At 51.1% G+C, this 21,812-nt stretch carries 23 protein-coding genes and 2 pseudogenes; 5 read left to right on the top strand and 20 right to left on the bottom strand.

What is annotated here, in order from left to right; genetic code table 11:
- Positions 1–357 precede the first annotated feature (357 nt).
- From PEL01S_RS08750 to PEL01S_RS08700, 12 genes and pseudogenes are all read right to left on the bottom strand, one after another.
- On the bottom strand, positions 358–1,542 hold the full coding sequence (locus PEL01S_RS08750; RefSeq protein WP_127460044.1) for a 2OG-Fe(II) oxygenase: 1,185 nt from the start codon (positions 1,540–1,542) through the stop codon (positions 358–360).
- A 171-nt stretch (positions 1,543–1,713) separates the two neighbouring features.
- On the bottom strand, positions 1,714–2,220 hold the full coding sequence (locus tag PEL01S_RS08745; RefSeq protein ID WP_307721999.1) for a DUF4358 domain-containing protein: 507 nt from the start codon (positions 2,218–2,220) through the stop codon (positions 1,714–1,716).
- Positions 2,221–2,240: 20 nt separating this feature from the next.
- Positions 2,241–3,389, bottom strand: coding sequence for a DHHW family protein (locus PEL01S_RS08740; protein ID WP_255320088.1), 1,149 nt, complete (start codon positions 3,387–3,389; stop codon positions 2,241–2,243).
- Positions 3,390–3,403: 14 nt separating this feature from the next.
- Entirely contained in the window at positions 3,404–4,810 is a 1,407-nt protein-coding gene (locus tag PEL01S_RS08735; protein WP_127460042.1) for an MBOAT family O-acyltransferase, read from the bottom strand.
- A 27-nt stretch (positions 4,811–4,837) separates the two neighbouring features.
- The gene (locus tag PEL01S_RS08730) at positions 4,838–5,503 is read right to left on the bottom strand and encodes a GDSL-type esterase/lipase family protein (RefSeq protein ID WP_082867086.1); all 666 of its coding nucleotides are present in this window, start codon (positions 5,501–5,503) and stop codon (positions 4,838–4,840) included.
- A gap of 24 nt (positions 5,504–5,527) precedes the next feature.
- Positions 5,528–6,307 carry a polysaccharide deacetylase family protein gene (locus PEL01S_RS08725; RefSeq protein ID WP_127460041.1) on the bottom strand — a complete coding sequence of 260 codons (780 nt, stop codon included), beginning with the start codon at positions 6,305–6,307 and terminating at the stop codon, positions 5,528–5,530.
- A 127-nt stretch (positions 6,308–6,434) separates the two neighbouring features.
- Positions 6,435–6,758: pseudogene (locus PEL01S_RS35835) on the bottom strand (sensor histidine kinase); the annotation flags it as partial.
- A gap of 156 nt (positions 6,759–6,914) precedes the next feature.
- Positions 6,915–7,373: pseudogene (locus tag PEL01S_RS35830) on the bottom strand (histidine kinase dimerization/phospho-acceptor domain-containing protein); the annotation flags it as partial.
- An 881-nt stretch (positions 7,374–8,254) separates the two neighbouring features.
- Entirely contained in the window at positions 8,255–8,941 is a 687-nt protein-coding gene (locus PEL01S_RS08715) for a response regulator transcription factor (protein WP_127460039.1), read from the bottom strand.
- A 137-nt stretch (positions 8,942–9,078) separates the two neighbouring features.
- Entirely contained in the window at positions 9,079–10,197 is a 1,119-nt protein-coding gene (locus PEL01S_RS08710) for an FtsW/RodA/SpoVE family cell cycle protein (RefSeq protein WP_127460038.1), read from the bottom strand.
- Positions 10,198–10,347: 150 nt separating this feature from the next.
- Complete coding sequence (locus PEL01S_RS08705; protein WP_127460037.1) at positions 10,348–10,728, bottom strand: DUF1634 domain-containing protein; 381 nt, start codon at positions 10,726–10,728, stop codon at positions 10,348–10,350.
- Positions 10,725–11,555 carry a sulfite exporter TauE/SafE family protein gene (locus PEL01S_RS08700; RefSeq protein ID WP_371860689.1) on the bottom strand — a complete coding sequence of 277 codons (831 nt, stop codon included), beginning with the start codon at positions 11,553–11,555 and terminating at the stop codon, positions 10,725–10,727. The genes PEL01S_RS08705 and PEL01S_RS08700 overlap by 4 nt, the downstream gene beginning before the upstream one ends.
- A 144-nt stretch (positions 11,556–11,699) precedes the next feature.
- On the opposite strand from PEL01S_RS08700, the gene PEL01S_RS08695 reads away from it, so the two are divergent.
- Complete coding sequence (locus PEL01S_RS08695) at positions 11,700–12,155, top strand: Lrp/AsnC family transcriptional regulator (protein ID WP_063184599.1); 456 nt, start codon at positions 11,700–11,702, stop codon at positions 12,153–12,155.
- 29 nt (positions 12,156–12,184) lie between these two features.
- Here the strand turns inward: PEL01S_RS08695 and PEL01S_RS08690 are convergent, their stop codons facing one another.
- From PEL01S_RS08690 to PEL01S_RS08670, 5 genes are all read right to left on the bottom strand, one after another.
- A complete protein-coding gene (locus PEL01S_RS08690; RefSeq protein ID WP_063184600.1) occupies positions 12,185–12,388 on the bottom strand; it encodes a hypothetical protein in 204 nt (67 codons plus the stop codon).
- Entirely contained in the window at positions 12,385–13,452 is a 1,068-nt protein-coding gene (locus PEL01S_RS08685) for a GerAB/ArcD/ProY family transporter (protein ID WP_239551454.1), read from the bottom strand. The genes PEL01S_RS08690 and PEL01S_RS08685 overlap by 4 nt, the downstream gene beginning before the upstream one ends.
- A 38-nt stretch (positions 13,453–13,490) precedes the next feature.
- On the bottom strand, positions 13,491–14,690 hold the full coding sequence (locus PEL01S_RS08680; protein ID WP_127460036.1) for a Ger(x)C family spore germination protein: 1,200 nt from the start codon (positions 14,688–14,690) through the stop codon (positions 13,491–13,493).
- A 5-nt stretch (positions 14,691–14,695) separates the two neighbouring features.
- A complete protein-coding gene (locus PEL01S_RS08675) occupies positions 14,696–16,186 on the bottom strand; it encodes a spore germination protein (protein ID WP_127460035.1) in 1,491 nt (496 codons plus the stop codon).
- Between the two features lie 255 nt (positions 16,187–16,441).
- The gene (locus PEL01S_RS08670; protein WP_127460034.1) at positions 16,442–17,245 is read right to left on the bottom strand and encodes a DUF817 domain-containing protein; all 804 of its coding nucleotides are present in this window, start codon (positions 17,243–17,245) and stop codon (positions 16,442–16,444) included.
- A 269-nt stretch (positions 17,246–17,514) separates the two neighbouring features.
- On the opposite strand from PEL01S_RS08670, the gene PEL01S_RS08665 reads away from it, so the two are divergent.
- On the top strand, positions 17,515–18,429 hold the full coding sequence (locus tag PEL01S_RS08665; protein ID WP_127460050.1) for a class I SAM-dependent methyltransferase: 915 nt from the start codon (positions 17,515–17,517) through the stop codon (positions 18,427–18,429).
- Between the two features lie 97 nt (positions 18,430–18,526).
- On the opposite strand, the gene PEL01S_RS08660 is transcribed toward PEL01S_RS08665, so the two are convergent.
- Together PEL01S_RS08660 and PEL01S_RS08650 are read right to left on the bottom strand one after the other, a co-directional pair.
- Positions 18,527–18,805: a DUF2277 domain-containing protein gene (locus tag PEL01S_RS08660; protein ID WP_063184605.1), complete on the bottom strand. Its 279-nt coding sequence runs from the start codon at positions 18,803–18,805 to the stop codon at positions 18,527–18,529.
- 339 nt (positions 18,806–19,144) lie between these two features.
- Positions 19,145–19,480: an ArsR/SmtB family transcription factor gene (locus tag PEL01S_RS08650; RefSeq protein WP_063184606.1), complete on the bottom strand. Its 336-nt coding sequence runs from the start codon at positions 19,478–19,480 to the stop codon at positions 19,145–19,147.
- Between the two features lie 144 nt (positions 19,481–19,624).
- Between PEL01S_RS08650 and PEL01S_RS08645 the strand changes: the two genes are divergently transcribed.
- The 3 genes from PEL01S_RS08645 (at position 19,625) to PEL01S_RS08635 (ending at position 21,070) form a co-directional block, all read left to right on the top strand.
- Positions 19,625–20,035: a VOC family protein gene (locus PEL01S_RS08645; RefSeq protein ID WP_063184607.1), complete on the top strand. Its 411-nt coding sequence runs from the start codon at positions 19,625–19,627 to the stop codon at positions 20,033–20,035.
- Positions 20,036–20,358: 323 nt separating this feature from the next.
- A complete protein-coding gene (locus PEL01S_RS08640) occupies positions 20,359–20,637 on the top strand; it encodes a hypothetical protein (RefSeq protein ID WP_127460033.1) in 279 nt (92 codons plus the stop codon).
- A gap of 145 nt (positions 20,638–20,782) precedes the next feature.
- On the top strand, positions 20,783–21,070 hold the full coding sequence (locus PEL01S_RS08635) for a hypothetical protein (protein WP_127460032.1): 288 nt from the start codon (positions 20,783–20,785) through the stop codon (positions 21,068–21,070).
- Positions 21,071–21,175: 105 nt separating this feature from the next.
- Here PEL01S_RS08635 and PEL01S_RS08630 read toward each other — a convergent pair whose 3' ends face one another.
- Positions 21,176–21,808, bottom strand: a complete 633-nt coding sequence (locus PEL01S_RS08630) for an HXXEE domain-containing protein (protein WP_127460031.1) — start codon at positions 21,806–21,808, stop codon at positions 21,176–21,178.
- Positions 21,809–21,812 lie beyond the last annotated feature (4 nt).

Raw genomic sequence — 21,812 nt, 5'->3', positions numbered from 1 at the left:
GTTGTGGTCACGGTCATGGTTGTCGAAGAGGGAGTTTTCTCAGCCTTAACGATAAAAAAACTATCATGAGCATTCATGATAGTTCTGAGTGTTGAGAAAGCGAGCTTTTACAAAAATATCGTTCGCTTTTGTCCGCGGGAAATACCCGCTGCTAAGCGGCTTCCAATAAAAATTCCCTGCAGACCCGGGGTCCCCGCAAAGTATTCGGACTAAGCTTCCCTGATTCACCTTCACTTTGTGGGGTGGAGCAGCGACAAGAAGTAGATACCCCACCCTCTCGTACGCCTCTATTTCCTTAAGCAACCACTTACTCACCAAACTCAACTATTATGAGCATCCATGATAGTTTTGGCGTTATTAACCGCTTGTTTTGAGATGGACGAAGCTTCCGTTAACCTGCTGCGGATCGACAAGGAGATGCAAGCTGGGACAAGACCTCTCCACCGCTTTATGCAGCCTGAGAATCTCATCGGTCGGGTTCGGCGACAGAACGTTAAACTTGTAAGAGATGTTGCGAAGCGCCGCGGGAGTCCAGGCGTCATCCGTGCTCAGCTCGCCCGTGACTTCAACATCCAGATATTGCAGGGTAATTCCTCTGGCAGCGGCAAGCGACAAAGCGACTTGGACGATCCCGCTGCCCAGCGCGCCGAGCATCATCTCCGCCGGACCGGGTCCCAGGCCGTACTGTTCCCCCGCTTCGGCTATGACATCCGTCGTTATCTGGAAGCCGCGCATGTGGATTTCCCGTTTCCCGGAGCCTCCCGAGGCTACGACTTTGGCCTGCAGCTTAGACGGCTCGCCCTCGCCCGGACGAAATTGCTCCGGTTTCCGCTCGGCCACAACCTCTTGCAGCGTCCTGGTTTCAATTTGCCCATTCTCCTTCGCAGGGGGCAGCATTACCGGAACGGTCTTTTGCAGATCGGAAGCCGCCTGACGAGGCTCGTACTGCGGCCGCTCCCGAAACCATAAGGTCGCGATCCATTTCTCCCCTTCTCTTAGCTCGCGGGAGCCGTGTAGAGAAAGCGGATGCCGTTCGTTGGTGCCCCGCTTGCACGTTTCGAATACGATCAAAGTGCCTTCGGAAGGGGAAATGTCCAGATTCAACTCCGGAAAATAGGTTTCCCCGCCCGCATCGACGGTATTTAAATACAGAAGCGCCGTGTAAAGACGCTGGCCCCCTTGATCGTAGAATCGTTTACCGTCTACCGTATTCAGATCGTACGTATCGAAATGCGCTCCGAACTTGCCGCCGACCACGTATCTCGCAATTTGCAGACTTTCCGCGTAATGAAGCGGCCGGTCCACAAGGGCCGCGAGCCGTGCGGACACTTCCCGTACGAGCGGATGCGAATCATGGTGAAACCAGGCAAATTCCGATTTTCGGAATTCGGAGGCGACGACTTCCTTTTCCCCGATCACCTTGGCAGGCTCCAGCTGATGTCGGGCCAATTCGATCAACTGCCTGCATTCCGGCCCGGATACGACTTGCTCATAGCTTGCAACAAGCGGCTCTTCATGAAAGACGACCGAAGGTTCCTTCACCGATTCTCTCCTCCAGTGGTTTAATATGCATGCGGATAAGTACCATCCTTCATAACATATTAAAAGCCGCCGTGCCCCGTGTGGGCGAATGAAAAGCGTATCTGCCTTATTCATAGGCCATCTCGCAACAAGCTCCGGACACCATAAGAATAGTGGCGGCGCGCGGTCAATTCACCGAAGAGCCTCGTCGAAGACTTGCTCTATACGGTCGGCGTCCTTCGAGACCGCGAATAGAACAAAGCGGCCTTCTCGCTTCAAGACATGCTTTTGGATTAAGCCGTACTCCTCCGGGCGGTAGTCTTTAAATTTCGCCGTCTGCGCATCGATCCTTTTCGATACGTATTGCTTGACGCGTTCCGCTTGGGCCGCATCCTTCGCTTGAATGACAGCCACTTCGTCCGCTTTCACATTCGATACGTCCGTATACAGAACGAAGTCCTCAACCTCTTCGTCGCCGAGACGATACAGCCGCTTTAGCGTTTCCTTGTCCCGCTGCTTCAGCTCCTCCAGCTTCACCGCTTGCTTCAAGCGTTGTGTTAGTTCGCCGATCGTCACCTCGCTGCGCTCTCCCTCCGGTTTTCCGGAGCATCCTGTCATAACGGCGGCGGAAACGACCGTAATCGCCAGCAGCATAATCAAACGCTTCACATTCACTTTTGTAAACATTCTTAACATCATTCTTCCAACTCCTCTTCGGCTCATTCCGCCGGCTCAGCCAGCCGGTTTAACGACGGATCTTCAAAAAACGTATTCGCGTTATACAGCAGCAGCACGTCGCGGATTTGACGCTCTTGAATGAGCGTCTTCAAGTCGTTCTCGTAATATCTCGGATCGACGACATAAATTTCGCTGAAATGCGGTGTTAGAAAAGGAATGAGGCTGTTGGCATACGAATCCTTGACCACCAGCAATTTCGTTCCGTCGCGCAGGCCCGTCGTTATCCGGATGAACGAATGATTGCCGTCGAAAAATACCGTGTACTTGTCCTTCTTGCCGAGATTGTCCATCGCATACATGGAATCTGAGATTTGCCCCTCTTCGACGTACTCTACGGTACAGCTCCCGCCCGCCTTCGGCATATAAAGGTCGATGCTGTCGGGCGCCACATGTCTGAAGCCGCTCTTCGAATACAGCGAACCGTAGAACTCGTCCGTCACTGTGCGGATCGTAAACTCCTCTTCCTTCTTCGGAATCAACCCCATCCGCTTGCTTAGCTCCTGATAGGCGTAAAATGCGCCTCTTGTCGTCCAATGGTGATCGGTTTTATAGTAAACGGACGGCTCCCGCTGCGCACGAAGCGCGGGATATACGTCGACGAAGCGGATATCCCGGTGGAGCGACCGCCCCACTTGATCGAGATACGCCAGCTCCTCGCCGGCAGGTGCGTGGTCCGGAAGCTTATCCGCAAGCACGCTGGCGGCGGTAGGTACGAGCATGACGAACATCCGCAGGCCGGGCGCGGCCTTAGCGAGCGAATGGATCGCATTTACTTTCATTTCCAAATCACCGTCCGCAGGCGGGGTAAACTTTTGAATCAAGTAGCCGTCCTGCCCGAGGTAAACCCCGTTGCTCTCCTTCTTCCCCATCGCTCGGTCCGTATCGGATTTAACGCCGATCCAGAAATCTCGGGCCATAAATTGATCGGAGATATACTTCTCAAAGCCGGAAGTAAATTTTCCCGAAACGAGGCTGTGCAGCGTAAGCTGCGGAAGCTGCTCCAAGCTTCGGTTTTCCGCTTCGGAGAACGATGTGCTCGGCTTGAACAAATTTACCATCAGCACGCCCCCGAGAAAAAGCAAGAGCAGCATAGCGACAATCGATTGCGATCGTTTACCGTACTTATTAATAAGAATCACCCTCTTCAAAATCTAAAATAGAGGAAAGGGTTGTAGGTGGCATTGACCAAATAAGCCGTCGACAGAAACAGCAAGACGAAATAGACCGCAGGGACGGCGATAACGCCGGTCCTTTGGAACCTTTCCGTAAGCCAGCTCAGAGCTTTACTCGGAAACGGAGTCGAGCATAAAGCCAATACGATCAACAGGAGGAGATTCGCCGACAGCTCGTACCATGTGCGGTTGTCCGCGAGGCCATGCGCCACAAAGCCAAACATCGTTCCGATATATGCGGTAGCTACCGATAGCTTCTCGAATTCGAAAAACACCCAGCCGATCATCACAATCACCAGTGTATACGCATGCCCGACCATGCGGGGCTTACTTTGCAGCCATCTTAACAGAAACAGCTTTTCGGCCGTGACGAAGAACCCGAAATATAAGCCCCAGACGACAAAATTCCAGCTTGCCCCGTGCCATAACCCGGTTAAAAACCATACAACCAGCAAATTCCGGAATTGGTTCAGCATGCCTACCCGATTGCCGCCAAGCGGAATATATACATACTCCCGAAACCAGGAGCCCAACGAAATGTGCCACCTGCGCCAAAACTCCGTGACGCTTCTGGACATATACGGATAGTTGAAGTTTTCCATAAAATCAAACCCGAACATTTTGCCGAGGCCGCGCGCCATATCCGAATAGCCGCTGAAATCGAAATAAATTTGAAACGTAAACGCGATGATGCCAAGCCAGGCGGAAGCTACGGTTAACTCGTCCGCGGGCGTCGCTTTCACACTTGCCCACAGCAGCCCGATGTTGTTGGCCAGAAGCACTTTTTTGGCAAGCCCTCGGACGAACAGCGCCGCTCCTTCGCCGAACCGGTCCAGTGTCACGTTTCGGCTCACGAGCTGATGCGCAATATCGCCGTACTTGACGATCGGACCCGCTACAAGCTGCGGGAACATCGTAATATAGGCGCCGAACGACAGCAGATTGCGCTGCGCCGGGATTTTGTCCCGGTACACGTCCACCACATAAGACATCGTCTGAAACGTATAGAACGAGATGCCGACCGGAAGTGGCAGCGCCGCCGCCTGAATCGACAAGCCGAACAGCTGATTGAGATTGTCCACGAGAAAGCCGTAATATTTGAAGAAGCCGAGAATTCCCAAATTGATGGCGATGGAGCCGATGAATATCGTTCGGACGACGGCTTTGCGGCTTCTGTACTTGTCGATCAGCAGCCCGTTCGCATAGTCGAACAGCGTTGAAAAGACCATGATAACGATATATACGGGCTCACCCCAGGCATAAAACACCAGACTGACGAAGAGCAGCACGGCATTCCGCAGCCCGGCAGGCGACACATAATAAACGACAAGCGTCAAAGGCAGAAACAAGAATAGAAAGATCAGACTGCTGAATACCAATGCCCATTCACTCCTTGCCGGAAGCCCCTATTTCACTTGATCCTGCAAAAGCTTCAGCAGCTGCGCATAGTATTCCGCCTTCATATGGATACCGTCCTTATCGTGCAGGTCCGGATTAGCCTTAAAAATCGGGGATACATCGGTATAATCCACCTTTTCCTTGGCAGCAAGCTCCTTCAGGCCTTGATTATAATCCGCAATGTTTTTATAGCGGGGCTCGCTCTTCTCCGCTTCCGCCGTCACCGGAGTGACCGACATGATCGTGATTTTGGCTTTCGGCAGCTTTTCCTTGATTTTCCCGATCAGCTTCGCATAGTTCGTCAGCGAAAATTGCTTGGGATTGTCCGTAGGCCACAGGAGGTCGTCCGACCCTAGTTGGATGAACACTCGCTTCGGGTTTCGTCCGGCCAAGTCGTCCACATCCTCCAAGGCGAACATCGCGGTCGCCCCCGCTTTGCCCATCACGTTTTTGTCATCCAGCACTCCGTGGAACGACAGTCCTTCCGTAATCGAATCCCCGAGAAAGACGCTTGAGCTAAACATCGATTTATAAGAAGAAGCTTCGGTGGTCGCAGCAGCTTCCTTCTCCCGGGTCGCAGCAGCCAGGCCCTGCTCCCGTTCTTGATTTCCGCAGGCCGCCAACGTTAATGCAATGGCTCCTGCCAATACGATGGCTGTCAATTTGTTTCCCATTTCGATTCCCACTCCTTTGTAATTTTACAAGCGATGATCCTTCATGAAATTCAGGTGAAAATGCTTCGTTTCGTCATAGACGGCGAACTGGTAGCCCTTTTGCTTATAAAAATCGATGATTTCGGGCAGCACTTGCAGCGTTTGCGGCTTTTCGTGCATGAGTACGACTTCCAGATCCGCCTTCGTCTGCTTCTTGATGTTGTCGACGATCTCGCGCGGGCGGTTTTTGAGGTTCCAATCGTTCGAATCAATAGTCCAGTCCCACACCTTAATTTCCGCTTGCACAATTTGATCGCGGAGGCGCTTATCGTTTAACCCCGGCGCCGAACCGTATGGCGGGCGCACCAAATGCGGATTCTCGCCTGTGATCTGGTGGATGAGCGACAATGTTTGCTTCATCTCCGGCACGAATTGCTTCTCATCGTACAGCTTCTTATATTGATGCGTCATGCTGTGGCCGCCGACGTAGTGCCCTTCCCGCACGGCACGTCTCACCTGATCCTGAAGATTGGCGAGTTTTAAATTGCTCCCCTGCATGAAAAAGGTCGCCTTGATATTGTTCTGCTTCAGGACGTCCAGAAACTCCCCCGTCCACTCGCTCGGGCCGTCGTCAAACGTTAAGTAGACGACTTTCCCTTGCGGCTTGCCGCCGGCAGCGGCTGCCGCTTTCGTATCCGCAGGCGCACCGCCGGGCTTCGAGACCTCCTTTTCCGGAAAAGCCGTCACCTTCGACAGCACGAAAAACAGCAGCCCTGCGGCAACCAGTAGGACGCCCCATCTTCTCGCTCTTTTCTTGCTTCCCACGCTATCCCTCTCCTCTCTCTGTTGATAGATTAATAGAGCAAGATGAAGATGAAATGCAGATCGGATTCAGACGAGTTAAAGAATAACGAGTTCTGCGGGCATGCAAAAAAAGTGCAGAACCGAAGTTCTACACTTTCTTATTCAGACGGAAAAAGAACAGCACGCCGTCCGCCGTATTGGTCACGCCATAAGATACCCCATGCAGCTCCAATATTTTTTTGCAGATCGCAAGCCCCAATCCAGTTCCTCCCGTGGAACGATGGCGGGAAGGCTCGCCTCGGTAAAATCGATCCCAGATTTTTTCCAGATGCTCGGCCGGGATAGAAGCTCCTTTATTTTCGACACGGACCGTCACCGTATCGCGCTCTTCAACGGTCGAAACGTAAATGGATTCTCGTTCCGGTGTATGCCGAATGGCGTTGGTCAAGAAATTGACGATCACCTGTTCAATCCGGTGCTGATTGGCAACCACGACAGTCGGGGACAACCGGAGATGCAGCTGCAATTGCTTTTGCTCGATTTCGATGGCTAGCTTCTCGCATACCTGCCTGATGACGGCATCGATCGCGAACGAATCCATCTTCATCTTATACGTTCCCGACTCGTATTTTGCCAGATCGAGCATATCGACGATCAGCAGGTCCATCTTCTTCACTTCGTTCTCCATGGCGGCGAAATAGTGGTCTCGCTTGTGGCTCGCCACCCCGTCCCTCAGAATCGACAGACAGCTTTGGATCACGCTAAGCGGCGTCTTCAATTCGTGCGATACGCCGGAAATAAATTCTTTCCTCGTATGCTCCAGCTGCTTTTCTTTCTCGATATCCTGCTGCAGCTGTGCGATGTAGGAATGCAGCCGATCGGAAAGCTCGTTTATATTGCGTGACAGGTCCCCGATCTCATCCTTGGTTGTAATCGGAATTTTTTCGGAAAAGTCCAGGTCCGCAATCTTTCTCGTCGTATGGTTGATGCGCAGCAAAGGACGGGCAATCCCGCGGGAATAATAGAACGATGCCAGCAGCACGAGCAGCAGTGTGGCGATAATGATATACACATAGTAATCTTGCATCACCCCCGCGGCCTCATCTACAGGCTGCAGTGACGTCATTGCGAAAATGTATGTGGGATTCCCTGCCAGATCTTCGATGCGGTCCACGAATATTTTGTAATTCACATGGTTTTCTTCATAATTCATGATCCGATTCGCATTCGAATCGCCATCATAGTCTCCGTATAGAAGATCCGCTTGAAAAGCTTTGATCCGTTCCAAAAACAAATGGTTCGTATAGCGCGAAATTCCCGTCCCTTCCGGTGTCTCGACTTTGGTAATCGTTCCGATGACAAGATCGGTGGGATACTTTTCACGATATTTGTTCGCATCCTCGAACCGGGAGACGACTTCATACTCCTTCGTCACCAGCTGCTGATTTTCCAGCTGGTTTTCCTCTCTCAGATTGGATGCCTTTGGTCCCATCCGCTGCGGAAACAACCGGTTTTTCCAAATGATGCCTTCCATAGCAATCGGCTGCCCCTCTTTAATAAATGGTTCAAGAAACCGGATACCTTTACTGAAATCCTCCACATTCATGACACTGTACAGCGGGATGGTCATCGTTTTGTCGGAAAGGGCGGGTGTGTCGGTAGAGCGCTTCAAGCGGACCTCCATGTAAAAATCGTCCGTATATTTCAAATTGCCCATGGCGTCCAATGCCGTGATCCAGGTGCCATGCTTTCGATAGAAATCTTGCTCAAGCCTGGCCATGGCCTGTGCGTCTCCGGCATTTTTCAGGTAATCCTGTTTATAAGCTTGAAGGGCTGACTTTACATCCTCCTCTTTTTGATACACATAAAATTGTTTAAAAAATAAGGCTTGTCCGCCAAAAATGATCGTCAGAATAAGCACGCATAAAGCGGTCGTCAGCAAAAACAGCTTAGAGACGATGCCTCTCTTCATACGTAATCCTCGAATTTATAGCCCGAACGGACAACCGTGCTGATGCATTTGGACTTGTCCCCTAATTTGTGGCGCAGATTGCGGATATGGCTATTGATGGTGCGTTCGTCGCCGACGAAGTCATATCCCCAGATTTTGGTAATTAGTTGTTCTCTTGTGATGACGATCCCTTTATTTTTCATGAAAACCGTTAATATTTCAAATTCGGTGTGCGTCAAATTGCAGTTCGTTCCGTTTACCGTCACAGTGCGGGAGGGAAAATGCACCGCAATGCCGCCGCTTTCTAACCTATCGCTCATGTCGTCCGCAGGCTCGCGAACCGCTCTGCTGTCGAGCAGCCGTTTCGCTCGGGCCAATAAAATCGGGGGACTGTACGGCTTGGTCACGTAATCATCCGCGCCCAGCTCGAATCCGAGCAGCGTATCGTCCTCATCCACCCGGGCCGTCAGCATAATGATCGGAACGTTCGAGCTCTTGCGGATGCGCCGGCATACGGACCAGCCGTCCAGCTCCGGCAGCATGATATCCAGAATAATCAAATGCACTTCTCGCTCCTGAAAGAGCGACAGCGCTTCTTTCCCGTCCCCCGCTTCCAGCACGTCAAAGCCTTCATTGATGAAATAATCCTTCATAATTTCGCGTAAAATAGGCTCGTCTTCGACGATTAATATCGTTCTCTGCATCGCATGCTCTCCCGTTGCCTTCGTTGTCCCTATCATTCTATTCCCCTTCGCGCCCCACTTCAAGAAAGAATAATAGGAAGAAGGAAGATAAAATGCAGATCCGATGCAAATCAGGTACAAATTAGGCCAAGAACGCCTTATTCGAACGAGCCTTGATGAATTTTGACGCTTAAGACGAGGCCGAGCGCAACCATATTGGTGAGCAGCGAGCTTCCTCCGTAGCTGATGAACGGCAAAGAAATCCCGGTCAACGGCACCAATCCGATATGCATCCCAATATTCACGTAAATCTGAAAGACAAGCATGGCCGTCATCCCCGCAACGAGGTAGGAGCCCGCTAATTCCTTCGTCTCCAAAATAATGCCGACCATCCGGTAAATCAGCAAAAAGTACAGCATGAGCAGAATCGTCGCGCCCAAAAATCCGTACTTTTCGCCGACAACCGCAAAGATCGAATCGGAGTAGGCATAAGGAACAAAACCCTGCTGCTGGTACAGACCGTTATTTCCATGCAGTTGGCCCGAACCGATGGCGATCCGCGCTTGTTCATAATGCCACGACTTCTGGGGATCGCTTCCCGGTTCCAGGAACGTCTGGATTCTCGCCATCTGGTGCGGCTTGACGATCTTCGACAGCAGTTCATGGTCGGCATAATACAGCCACAGCACTGAACCCACCGCAATCCCGGCAGCACCAATAGCGGTCAGCATATACGACAATCGGATGTTGCCCGTCCACAGCATCCCGAAGAAGATGCCGACAAATACGAGAGCTGTCCCCAAATCGGGCTGCTTCAAAATAAACACGATAGGCAAGGCAAAAACGGCACAGACGGGAAGGAGATCTTGAACGAAGCGCAGCTTCTCTCCCTCCCGCTTTTGCAGCAAATGCGCAGCAAGCAGAATCGTAAATAGCTTCACCGGTTCGGAGGGCTGGATTTCCACGGAACCGATGCTTAACCACCGGGCCGCGCCGTTCACGACCTGCCCTTTCCAATGGACGTAGGCCAGCATCCCGATGCCGAAGGCGTACAAATAATACGCCAGTTTGCCGGTGAGCAATCGGTAATTAAGAACCGTGACCAGCAGCATCGGAATGCAAAAGACGCCGAAATACACCAGGCTGCTGATGTGTAGACCATCCAATTTTGTCCCTGCGGTGGCCCGGTAAACCGCCACCGTGCCAGCGGCCATCAAGCACAGCAGAAGTACAATGATGCCGCGGTCCATTTTTTTCAGCTTATCCAAAAATATCATACAAGTACCTCGACCTTCGATCCTTGGGATTGGCGCAATCATTTCACCATAAAACCCTGCACTATAAAGACGATCGCCATGGCAAAAAGTAGCAAGGTGCACTCCCATACTTTCGGAAATAGCCCGAGGAGAATCGAAGCCGTCGCGCGTTTAAGCTTTCCCGAGCAAAAAACTGACGATCAGAATGAAAAAAACAAGCAGGCTGATGCCCGCGTATAAATAATCTTTTTCCTTCAGGAAGACGAGAATCGAAATGCCTACCCGAAATACCGGCGTCAGGATGAGCATCAGCAGCCCCGTCAAAATGATGGCGTACGGTTTAAGCTGCAGCAAGCCTTGCCCGATTTCCGGCAGATGGGCCGGAAACGTTCGCCCCGGATATCCGCTGTCCCCCAGAATCAGGAAGAATGCCAGCCCCACTAAAATGACGGCCGCGCTGAGAAGCACTCCCGCCCGCAAATATTGACTGATCCTAAGCTCCACGACAGAGATCGAACTGGCGCTCGCTTTCCCCCTATTTCCTTGGCTCATACGATTACCCCCGTTCCTTGCAGGATCATTTGTACGGCAACGTACGTCAGGACGGGAATGAACCATTTGCGAATCGTCGTGCTTTTCATCCGCTGCATGATTCTGGCACCGGCCGTCGCTCCGATTAATACGCCCAAAGCAACAGGTGCGGCTATCCCGGGATCGATATCCCCCCTGAACAAATACACGCCCGCACTGGCCGCCCCGGTCACGCCCATCATAAAATTGCTCGTCGCGCTGGACACTTTGAGCGGAAGCTTCATAAACACGTCCATCGCCATTACCTTGAAGCTGCCGCTTCCGATCCCGAGCAAGCCGGATACGACGCCCGCGCCGTACATGACTCCGAAGCCGCCGTACACATTGTCGACGTGATAAGAAACATTTTCGTTCAACGCCTTGTCATAATACGCGCCTTGCAGCTTGAGCTTCCGGGCTAACGGATGGAGCGGAACGTCTTCGGGCAGCTCGCTCTTCGCTTTCTTCAGCATCGCCATTGCGGAATACAGCAGCAGCAGCCCGAAAATGATATACAGGACCGCTGGAGACATCAGGCCGCCCAGGAAAGCTCCCGTAATCGCCCCGATCGTCGTTGCGATCTCCAAAAACATGCCGACTCTGACATTGGTGATCCGGTCCTTGATGTAAGCGATCGCCGCTCCGCTCGAAGTCGCGATCACGGATATGATGCTTGCCCCGATGGCAAGCCGGATGTCTACGCCGAACAGAAGCGTCAGCGCAGGTGTCACAACGATGCCTCCGCCGAGCCCGAGGACGGAACCGACAATGCCCGCCAAGATGGAAATCAATAAAATTTCTGCTGTCATGATCGTCAAAATCTCCCACTCCCTTCGTGTTACCCACATACATATGTATACTACATAATTTACTTTCGATCAATATATGCACATGTTCACTTTACATTGTATATGATATAATGAGCGTAAAGTTTCCGCGAAAGGTTGAAGCGAATGCAATTTAAACATTTGGACGAGATTGACACCCAGATTCTGAAGCATTTATCCGAGAACGGGCGGCTGAGCAACGCGGAATTGGGCCGCCTTGTCAACCTGACCCGCGCGGCCGTCCGCGACCGGATCAATCAATTGGTCAGCAGCGGCATTATCGACCGGTTCACAATTACCGTGAATCCGCTCAAAGCGGGCAAAATGCTGTCGATGTATTTTGACATCGAAGTCACGTGGGAAAGTATGCAACAGGTGATTGGCGAGCTGACGGCAGACGAGGAAATCACGAACGTGTACCAGATGAGCGGCAAGCCGCATCTGCATGTCCACGCTCTGCTGGACGACCCGGAGCATGCCGAGCGGTACATGAAGAAGCTTCAAGCGATTCGGGGGATTACTTCGGTTCACAGCGAGATTGTGATCGCTCGCCATAAGGAGCGGGGCGGGTTATTGATTTAAGGGGACGGCGGCTTGGCCTGTCGGAGCGCTTATAGGCCTGCCCGGTCGATCAGCCAGCCAAGCCACCGGAGCGGATTGATTATACGATGGGCAAAAATACTTATCCATACGATGCAGCCAAAGCAGGACAAGGTGACGAACAGTCCGATTTCCTTGATCGGTTTATGGCTGCGCAGCATCATAGCAAGGCCGGCGCCGAGCGCTGCGAGGAAACCTACGATGAACCAGATCACAGGGACCCTCCCCCGTCTTTGTTCCGGTTTCTACGAATCCGGGTCAGAATAATAAGCAGGAGGGGGAACACGACTCCGTAAAGACTGGCGTATTGAAAAATATACCGTTTATCCCATTCGATATTTTCTACGACGTTATCGTAAAACGAAACGGCAAAGCCGGAAACTAGCAGGATTAGCGGGATGGCAATCCAAGTTCGGTCTTTCAGCCGAAACAGTTCGCAAATGCCGGTCACCGCGCAATAATATACGATGCACAGCTTGACGAAAATCCAGATCAGCCATACGATCACAATCGATGTTTCCACGCGTTCGATAAATTCCGCAATTCGCAGCTCTTGCGCGATAATAAACAGCGGATACGTAAAATGGGAAGCCCGCGTCACGCCAAGCACGCCGATCGTCACAAAAATAATTCCGCTCAGGAAGAGGGTCGCCAGTCCGATGCCAAGCAGCAAAGCGGTCTTGACCCTGCTCTTCACATAAGGAACCAGCATCATCAAGGAGATGACTTCGAGAAAAGGGAACCCGATAATGGCTTTTGTCTCCCTCATCGTCTCCCACACGTTTAACCGAAACATGGGCTCGAAACGTTCCCACTTCCACTCGGCTACCGAAAACAGGCACATGGTGATCAGGATGAATACGACCGCAGGGCTTAGAAGCTCGTTGACCCGTGCGATGCTCTCCACCCCTTTGACGGATGCATAGCACGCCACGATCAAAAACATAAAGTGAAACGCAGAAATCGGCGTATTCGGCATTAGGGTCGATTTCATAAAGTCCCCCAAATTGCGGGTCACCCAGCTTGCGGTCTGGATAAAAAACGAGATATACAAAAGCGCGATAAACCCGCCGATTTTATTTCCCGCTGCCTTGAGGCAAATCTGGACGATGCTCAGCCCGGGATTTCCTTTTGCCAGAATGAGCCACAGGCAAGCGATCAAGACGACGGCAGACCCCGCCCACAGCGGCACAAGCCAAGCATCCTGCTTGGCCGCGGCAATCATCCCGCCCGGTCGAAGAAAAAAAGCGGTGCCTATCGTAAAGTTAAACACCAGCAAAAAAAACTGCCATCCGCCGATGCGAGCGTTCTCCAGCGCTATCCCCTCTTCTCTTTATACGGATCGATGGTCGTGCCGATGGTACGGATGGTGCAATGGACGGCAAGCTGAAGCTCCGTTTTTTTCCAAATCTCTTCTTCCTTCTTGATATCCGCCCATTCTTTACCCGGTTTGCGCTTCATTTGCGCTTCGATCCCGAGCAGGTCCCACCCGAACCGTTTTGTTTTCTCGTAAAACGCGGACGCCTTTTTCTGCACTTGCCCGTTAAACTGCGCTTTAATCTCAGCCAGATTTTGTTCGGTTAATTTTACATTCTGATCGTTGTCGTAAATCTGTGCCTGTGCATAAATATCCATTTTCAATACCGGTTTACCGGATACTATCACCAGTTGCCGGTGGACCTCAGGCTTCGGGGCTTGAAGATCGACGCGCTCTCCGTTGACGATCAGCGGTTCGTTTAGCATGCCGATCCGGCCGTCCAATAAATAAAACCATGGCAGATCGGACGGTTCCAGCCGCCCGATCATCCGATCGTGCTTGAATACGGCAGCCCCCTTCATGATGAAGTTTCCTTGATTGGCGTCGATTTGTTCGTATCGCTTAGTGGTCGGCATCGGCTTGGAGCCGGATAAACTGACGATAGGCAGGACGGTTAGCATGGAGCCTTCCATGTTCTCGATCAAATCCTTCACGCGGGACCGCTTGCTTTCCTGGCCGGAATATTTGGATTGAAGCTCAATAATCGAATGTTCGGCCCGGCCAGGCAATCGTTCAAGCGGAATATACGTTTTCATCATATCCGGGAGCGGCGAATCCGTGACGAGCAGATGAATCGTTGCCCTTCGGTCGGGCCGTTTCTCAAGAAAATTAAGCACTTCCCTTAATCCTTCTTTCGCAAACCGTTCGGTGACCATCAAAGCTTGATAATGATCATAGAAAGGCCGTCTCGGAATGATATCGAACGTTTTTCCGGCCAACTCCACTGTGGAGAAACCTTCAACCTTGTACGTATATACCGGAGCTTTGATGCCCGCTCCCTTTTGCACGGCGATTCCCGGAGGGTTAATCACTTGATAGTAAGTCGTGTATTTCCCGTTCCCGGGCTCCCTGTCCATTCCGACCAAGTCTACGATGGCGAGCTGATTGACCTCAACCATATCCCAACAGCCCGCAAGACTGCAGCAGGCTGCCGCCAACGCCAGCAGCTTTCCTGTGCGAACGAATGTTTGAAGCATCATGCGGCTCACCTTTTTTTCCGTTTGGCGTCGTTCATGCGGGGGAATGTCGTCATCCACGGCCGTGGCACCCGGACCAAGATGTCCTTCCAGTCCGAGAAGAACGTCGGCGCGACAGGAGCCAAGTAAGGAACGCCGAACGACCGGAGCGAAGCCAGATGAACAAGCGTGAACAGCACTCCGCATAAAATGCCGAAACCGCCCATAAACCCTGCCAATATCATATATCCGTATTGCAGAAACCGCTGCGCAATCCCGAAGTTGTAGAATGGGGCGACAAAATTGGTAATCGCGGTGACAGCTACCACAATGACCATCGCTGCCGATACGAGGCCGGCATTGACTGCCGCTTCGCCCAACACGAGCGCTCCGACGATCGATATGGCTTGACCGGCAATCCGCGGCATGCGCAGGCCAGCCTCGCGCAGCACTTCAAAGATGAGCATCATAAGAAACGCCTCCATGTAAGAGGGAAACGGCACCCCTTCCCGCTGTGCGGAAATATTGATCAGAAGCGCAGGCGGAAGCAGTCCTTGATGGTAAGAAGTTACGGCAATGTAAAGCGATGGAACCAATATGGCAAGCAGGAACGCCAGGAACCGGATCCATAACAAAAAGGTCGCGATATCCGCTCTCTGGTAATAATCTTCGGGAGACGTAAAGTATTGCATAAACGTGAAGGGACCGATCAGCGCCAGCGGGCTGCCGTCCACCATAACCGCGACCCTTCCTTCCAGCAGATGAGATGCCGCGACGTCGGGCCGTTCCGTTCTCATTAAGGTCGGAAAGATGGTCAACGTTTTATCCTGAATCCATTCTTCCACGTACGTGCTGTCTAAGATGCTGTCCGTATGCATCGACTTGATTCTTCGCTGGAACTCGCTTACCACTTCCTCCGGCGCGAGATCCTTCATATAGACGATAAGCACTTTGGTTTCGGTTGCCGTGCCGATCTGCAATGACTCAAAACGTAGAGCGGTCGTACGAATTCTTTTGCGGATCAAGCCGACATTCGTCGCAATATCCTCGATAAACGCTTCGTGCGGTCCATGTACGGTATTCTCCGTTCTGGGCTCCGTCACGGCACGATGGTAAAATTTCGCCGTATCGAGCACGAGCACGTGCTCCGATTCCGGGATGACGAGCAAACACTTTCCATCCAGAAGACTTTGCGCGCATGACTTCAATTCGGACGAAGCCGATATCGCGGCAACCGGTATCCGGCGCTTTAGCAGGTCTCCAAGCTCCGACACGCCGTCCCAAGCGGCTGACAACGATTCCCCGGCAAACATACGAAGAACGTTATCTTCGATTTTTCTCTTATCCGCCAAGGTTTCAATAAATAAATAGGTGCCTTCCAGGTTGGGGCCGAAGGTAAACGATTGATGAATGAGGTCCGGCGGATTTCCAATCGTATGAATCAGCAGATCGACGAAAGATCGGATGTCGCTTTTGTCAAATTGAGGGTTATCGATTGGCGGTTTGGTCCCTTCGATCATACGAAGCCTCCAGCTTTTCGTTATGCTTCATTTATTTCCAATCGATGGAGGAGTAATACTACTGTCCAAAAGAAAAAACACCGCCGAAAGGCAGTGTTTGCGTGAAAAAGTATTATGCAACCTGATCCCGGTCCCGCTACACGCCGGGAAGGAAGCAGCGAAGCCGCCGGCCAAAAGCCTGATCGTACTGATCGGTGACGGGACGGGACCCGCCATCCGAGCGGCTTGTACTGCAAGAAGGCTGACCCTCTGCCCTTAATGCCGCATGCTCGTATCGGCGGTGTTCTTTTTCGGGCGAAGCCCCTTTACATGCTTCAATTGGGCGACAATAATAAAGCTGACGATGACCAGCAGAAACCAGGAGCTGAATTTGCTCCACGACACCATACTCCAGCCGTTTTGTTGATGGGGATAACGCCATGCCCCCAGCCAAGTTCCGATATTTTCGGCGATCCAGATAAAGAAACCGACAAGCGCAAAGCCAAGCGTGAGCGGCATGCGGTACACGATATCTCCGACCTTGAAAAAAAGCGCCGTGCGGAAAAACACCACAAACAACAGAGCCGCAAGCAGCCAGCGTAAATCAGGGATGAAGTGGTGGGTCATAAAATTCAAGTAGATCGCCGCCCCTAGCGTTACCGTCCAGACGGAAGACGGCCAACGGTCCAAGCGGATATGAAGCCTGCGCCAAGCTTGACATATATAGCTGGCCACACTTGCGTACATAAAGCCGCTATACAGCGGAACGCCGCCGATTTTGGTCCAGCCCGGCTGCGGATAATCCCAGGAGCCCATATGTACTTTATACAACTCTAGCGCCAGACCGATAAGATGAAACACGCAGATGACTTTCAGCTCGTCGATCGTTTCCAGCCCTGCCCGCACCATGATGATTTGCACGGCGATACAGATAACAAGCATCCAGTCGTAAGCCGGCATGCCGGGCAGCGGTGCGATTTTCAACAAGGCCAACGAAAGAAAAATACAAGCGGGAAACACGCAGGACATCGCTTCCTCGTAGCCAAAAAGCAGCAGTTGCTTGCCCCATTTCCAACTCATTCCATTCCCCTCCGTTTGTATCGTTTGGCATCGTTGCATCGATTGCCGCCTCTGCATTTATTGTAATCCGAAAAATAAGAACAAAAAGAGAAATGTAAATGAGACAAATTTCATATTTTATATTTCTGGAAGAAACCACCAGCAAAGAGCATTTATCTATTGACAAAATTGTTCTTTTATGCTATAATTTACATTTAAATAAATCGCGTGTATAATAAGATTCTCCTGGCCAGGGGAATCTTATTTTGTTTATGCTGGAGGATAATTGTATGAAGCCGAATGAGTCCAGTTTAACTTCCCTCGTATCCGCTTTTGGTCGAGCCTATCACAGCCAAAATGACACGCCCAAAATTTTCGATGATTTACTTGCAATCGATCTCATTACCCCAAAAGAGTTTTCGGACATCAGAGAAAATATGATTCGGGGCATGCCGTTTTTCAATCCAGATATGGCTCAAAGGCTTCAGGATGATCCGGATGAAATGTTAAAATGGATTGTACAAGTCCAGCTTTCCCCGACGCCGCTGGCACGTGCTGCGTATTGCGAAAAAGTATTGCTTCATGAAATGAAGCTGGGATTGAAGCAGTATGTCATTCTCGGAGCCGGGTTAGATACTTTTGGCTTCCGCCATCCGGAATTGAAAAACAGCTTGGACATATTTGAAGTGGACCACCCGGCTACCCAGGAATGGAAAAAGCAGAGGTTGGAGCATGCCAGATTTGACATTTCGAGTCATCTTCATTTTGTTCCTATGGACTTCACCCGTCAGTTTTCATATCAGAATCTATTCGACGAAGGGTTTGAAAACCACAAAACGTTCTTTAGCCTGTTGGGTGTTTCTTATTACTTAACGAAAGAAGAAATTTCAAGCTTGATCCATCATTTATTTGCCAAAGTCCCGGCAGGCAGTTCTATCGTTTTGGATTATGCGGACGAAAATCTGTTTGTGGAGAAAGGGACATCGAATCGGGTTCAAAATATGGTGAAAATGGCCGCGGCAAGCGGGGAACCCATGAAATCGTGCTTCAGTTATGACGAAATCGAGAAGCTGCTGGAGCAATCGGGCTTGCTCATTTATGAACATTTATCGCCGGCTGCGATCCATGACCAATTCTTTCGTCGTCGGACGGATTATTTGTCTGCGTTCGAAACGATTCATTATATCCATGCTGTAAAAAAATAATAGTTCCGTTAAAAACAAAATTGCCTCTCAATCCGCCGTTAAGGGTTGAGAGGCTGTTTATTTTCTCCCCGCTTCTCCCGCTCGACCGCGCGGGGTCTTACTTCTCCCCAGCACCAAAGCGTTTCGCCGATCGAATGCGGGCGCGTTCGATCTCCACCTCGCGGTTGCGGGGCTCGGCTTGGGTAACCAGCGAGTCCAGCAGCTTCCGGGCAGCAGCAGCGACTTCCTCGACGGCCAGTTGGAACGCTTCCTCGTTCGCCTTCGAAGGCTTGTTGAAGCCGGACAGCTTCCTCACGAATTGAAGCGAGGCGGCTTGAATCTCGTCCTCGGTTGCCGGAGGATCGAAGTTGAACAGCGTCTTAATATTTCGGCACATAGCTTTTCTCCTTTGACATCTTTTTTGAGGTCATCTTACTATAACTCTTCTCCACGTGCCAGCCCAGCCGCAAGCTCGGGTCTCAATGAGCTCATGACAACGTTATACTTGTGAAAAAACCTCCCAAAATTGTGGGAGGTTCTTAGCAGCTATTCCGATAACGCTTGTGGAACTGCACTTGCGTCCATCTACATGACTTCCCACAGATGACCGTCGATATCCTGGAAGCTCCATGCGTACATAAACTCATGGTCCTGGATTGGCAGAAATTCCGCCGGACGAAATGACCCCCTCCTCTCCGACGGTTACCATCAGCGCACGCTGCCGTGCGCAGCGCGGCTATGGTTTGTCGTCATGCTTCTGTTCTGACTTTTGCAGTTCCAGCAAATATTCGTCCAACCGGTCGAACCTTTCCTCCCAAATGCGGCGGAACGACGAGAGCCATGCATCCAGCTCCATTAGCGGTTGGGGCCGCAGCCTGTATATCCGGCGGTTAGCGACCGGCTGCATCTCGACAAGTCCAGCTTCGCTAAGGACGCGGAGATGCTTGGAAGCTTGCGGCTGATGGAGCCCAAGCCGATCGGCGATTTCTCCTACGGTGAGCGGGCCGTCACGCAGGAGCTCGACGATATGTAGACGGTTTGGCTCCGCAAGAGCACTCAAGATCGAATTCATGAATTAAATGTAGCCGAATTGGAATATTCCTGTCAATGTATATTCGAGAGACTCCTTGGGAATCCCTTAATTTTAGATGATTGATCCGGATAGTTTACGTCAATACTTTTGATGGGAACAAAGTATAAAGGAGCTGGATTTAAGATGGGAAACGCGAAGCAAAAAATCACTACATTCCTCATGTTCGAGGGAAAAGCCGAAGAGGCCATGAACTTCTACATCACTTTATTTGACCGATCGGAAATCATCAGCATGCAGCAGTACGGACCGAACGAAGCCGGTGCCGAAGGAACCGTGGTGCAAGCTTTATTTTCGTTGAACGGACAGGTGTTTATGTGCATCGACAGCAGTGTGAAGCACAATTTTACATTCACCCCTTCCATGTCATTATATGTAACATGCGATACGGAAGCAGAGATTGAGCGGGTGTTCGGGAGACTGTCCGATGGAGGATCCGTTTTAATGCCGCTGGGAGCTTACCCGTTCAGCGAAAAATTCGGCTGGGTACAAGATAAGTTCGGCGTCTCCTGGCAGTTGAATCTTGAGAAAAAATAAGGCAGCCGAACGGCTCTCGGCCAAAAGGGGCTAGCGGTTTACCGAACGTTAACAAATGTTTACGAACCAAGGACAAAAGTGCCAAGAATCGCCACCAAGGGGCAGCGGTTTTTGGCTTTTTTGCTTCATAACCAGCGTTTGAACACCGACACGAAATGACGCTAAACAACAATTTACAAAAAAATATCTTGAAATTATACGGAATTTAACATATTATTTTCTATATGAGCAATATATTAGGCAAAATATTAGTTTTTTGTAATATTTAACGTACACCTTACATGTCTATTGCTCAAGAAAATATGTTTAGGGGGAACCTCCAAGTGAACACAAATGTAAATCCCGGGGCGAATGTGAACTACGCGAATCAGCCTCAATCCGCGCCGATCATATCGGTGAAAGATTGGCTCGTTACGTTGCTGATTTTGATCATTCCGGTCGTAAACCTTATTATGCTGTTTGTATGGGCCTTTGGCGGCGGAGCGAATCCGAGCAAATCGAATTACGCGAAAGCCGCGCTGATCTGGATGGCCATCGGATTTGTCTTATATTTGATAGTCGGTGTTCTGTTCATAGGTCTCATCGGCAGCTCAATGAAGTAAATTCATTCGACCAAGCGAGCCTGTGCTAAATCTCAAGAAGATTTAGTACGGGCTTTTTATTTTGCCCATTCCGAATAGGACAAAATCCGACTGCCATACGTTATATCGTAGGTCGGCTATATCCGACGAGCAGGAGGACATCCGATTGCATATCCCAAAAGCCAAGCCCACCCCCTATCCGTTCCTTGCGATATCCGCTTCGGATCTTAAGAAGGCCGTTATCATTGAGCTTATCTCCGGCACCGGGATCTACGCGATCGTCCGAAAAGTAACCGCTTCGGATCTGCTCGCCCTTGCAGCCAGCATGGCCGCGAGCACCGCGCTGCAAAAGTGGACGGAACGACATCGGAAGAAAAAATGGCCGGATCTGCGGCCAGCCAAAGCCATCCCTTGGTCCAGACCGGGGAACGCAATGCGAACCCGCCTAACCTAACTGCTTATATCGGCAGGCTCGGTCCAATTTTTTAGGTTTTTTCCAAATAAATAAGCAGACCCGTGCGCAAAAGTCGCATGGGCCTGCTCCACGTCGCCGCTTACTTTACATCCCCTTGAGCTTGTACGGCCCTAATTGCCGGGGAGAAAACCGGTAACGGGTATTCGGGTCCTTCATCCACATATTCCCTTTGATGATCAAAATATACACGGCGATGACAAAGTAAACGGTGCCGGCAATCCAATCCGTCGCGGTAGCCAGCCCCTGTGTCACGATATGGTGGACATACCATCCTCCTACGGGTATATGAAGAAACACGACGGCGAACAAACCGGGATTATAGAAGGTTCTTCCTTTCAGATTGGCGAAAATGCCATGCCAGATCAACTGGAAAAAGCCCATAAGCATCGGAGCGAGACCAAGCCAAATGACATTCGGATACAGCAGCGGAAGCAGGTAAAAGACGTAAGCGATGACCAGATTAATGACCATGGCCGATTGCGGGTTCAGCGGATACCGATCCGGCTGCCCGCTTTTAAAAATAAGAGCATTGAACAACCCTCCGAAAAAGCCCGGCCAGCGGTACTCCTCGAATTGATGCACCAGAATCGCAACAAAGCTCAGCCACAGCATCACGGTTATTTTCGGAATCCCGCTGCCGCTCACGATCAAGTAAATGCACACGGCCAGAGCTACGAGCATCCCCAGGTCCTGCCAATACTTTCTTAAGAAATTCATGGCT

It is taken from the genome of Paenibacillus elgii NBRC 100335, from assembly GCF_004000865.1.
Taxonomy (GTDB): Bacteria; Bacillota; Bacilli; order Paenibacillales; family NBRC-103111; genus Paenibacillus_G; species Paenibacillus_G elgii.
Note: the sequence above shows the minus strand (reverse complement) of the source record. Positions and strands in the feature narration are given on the sequence as shown.

Bases quoted from the DNA above. Each gene is read 5' to 3' on its own strand.
- PEL01S_RS08745 (WP_307721999.1), bottom strand. From the start codon at position 2,220: ATGATGTTAAGAATGTTTACAAAAGTGAATGTGAAGCGTTTGATTATG.
- PEL01S_RS08730 (WP_082867086.1), bottom strand. From the start codon at position 5,503: ATGGGAAACAAATTGACAGCCATCGTATTGGCAGGAGCCATTGCATTA.
- PEL01S_RS08715 (WP_127460039.1), bottom strand. From the start codon at position 8,941: ATGCAGAGAACGATATTAATCGTCGAAGACGAGCCTATTTTACGCGAA.
- PEL01S_RS08710 (WP_127460038.1), bottom strand. From the start codon at position 10,197: ATGATATTTTTGGATAAGCTGAAAAAAATGGACCGCGGCATCATTGTA.
- PEL01S_RS08705 (WP_127460037.1), bottom strand. From the start codon at position 10,728: ATGAGCCAAGGAAATAGGGGGAAAGCGAGCGCCAGTTCGATCTCTGTC.
- PEL01S_RS08700 (WP_371860689.1), bottom strand. From the start codon at position 11,555: ATGACAGCAGAAATTTTATTGATTTCCATCTTGGCGGGCATTGTCGGT.
- PEL01S_RS08695 (WP_063184599.1), top strand. From the start codon at position 11,700: ATGCAATTTAAACATTTGGACGAGATTGACACCCAGATTCTGAAGCAT.
- PEL01S_RS08680 (WP_127460036.1), bottom strand. From the start codon at position 14,690: ATGATGCTTCAAACATTCGTTCGCACAGGAAAGCTGCTGGCGTTGGCG.
- PEL01S_RS08675 (WP_127460035.1), bottom strand. From the start codon at position 16,186: ATGATCGAAGGGACCAAACCGCCAATCGATAACCCTCAATTTGACAAA.
- PEL01S_RS08670 (WP_127460034.1), bottom strand. From the start codon at position 17,245: ATGAGTTGGAAATGGGGCAAGCAACTGCTGCTTTTTGGCTACGAGGAA.
- PEL01S_RS08665 (WP_127460050.1), top strand. From the start codon at position 17,515: ATGAAGCCGAATGAGTCCAGTTTAACTTCCCTCGTATCCGCTTTTGGT.
- PEL01S_RS08660 (WP_063184605.1), bottom strand. From the start codon at position 18,805: ATGTGCCGAAATATTAAGACGCTGTTCAACTTCGATCCTCCGGCAACC.
- PEL01S_RS08650 (WP_063184606.1), bottom strand. From the start codon at position 19,480: ATGAATTCGATCTTGAGTGCTCTTGCGGAGCCAAACCGTCTACATATC.
- PEL01S_RS08645 (WP_063184607.1), top strand. From the start codon at position 19,625: ATGGGAAACGCGAAGCAAAAAATCACTACATTCCTCATGTTCGAGGGA.
- PEL01S_RS08630 (WP_127460031.1), bottom strand. From the start codon at position 21,808: ATGAATTTCTTAAGAAAGTATTGGCAGGACCTGGGGATGCTCGTAGCT.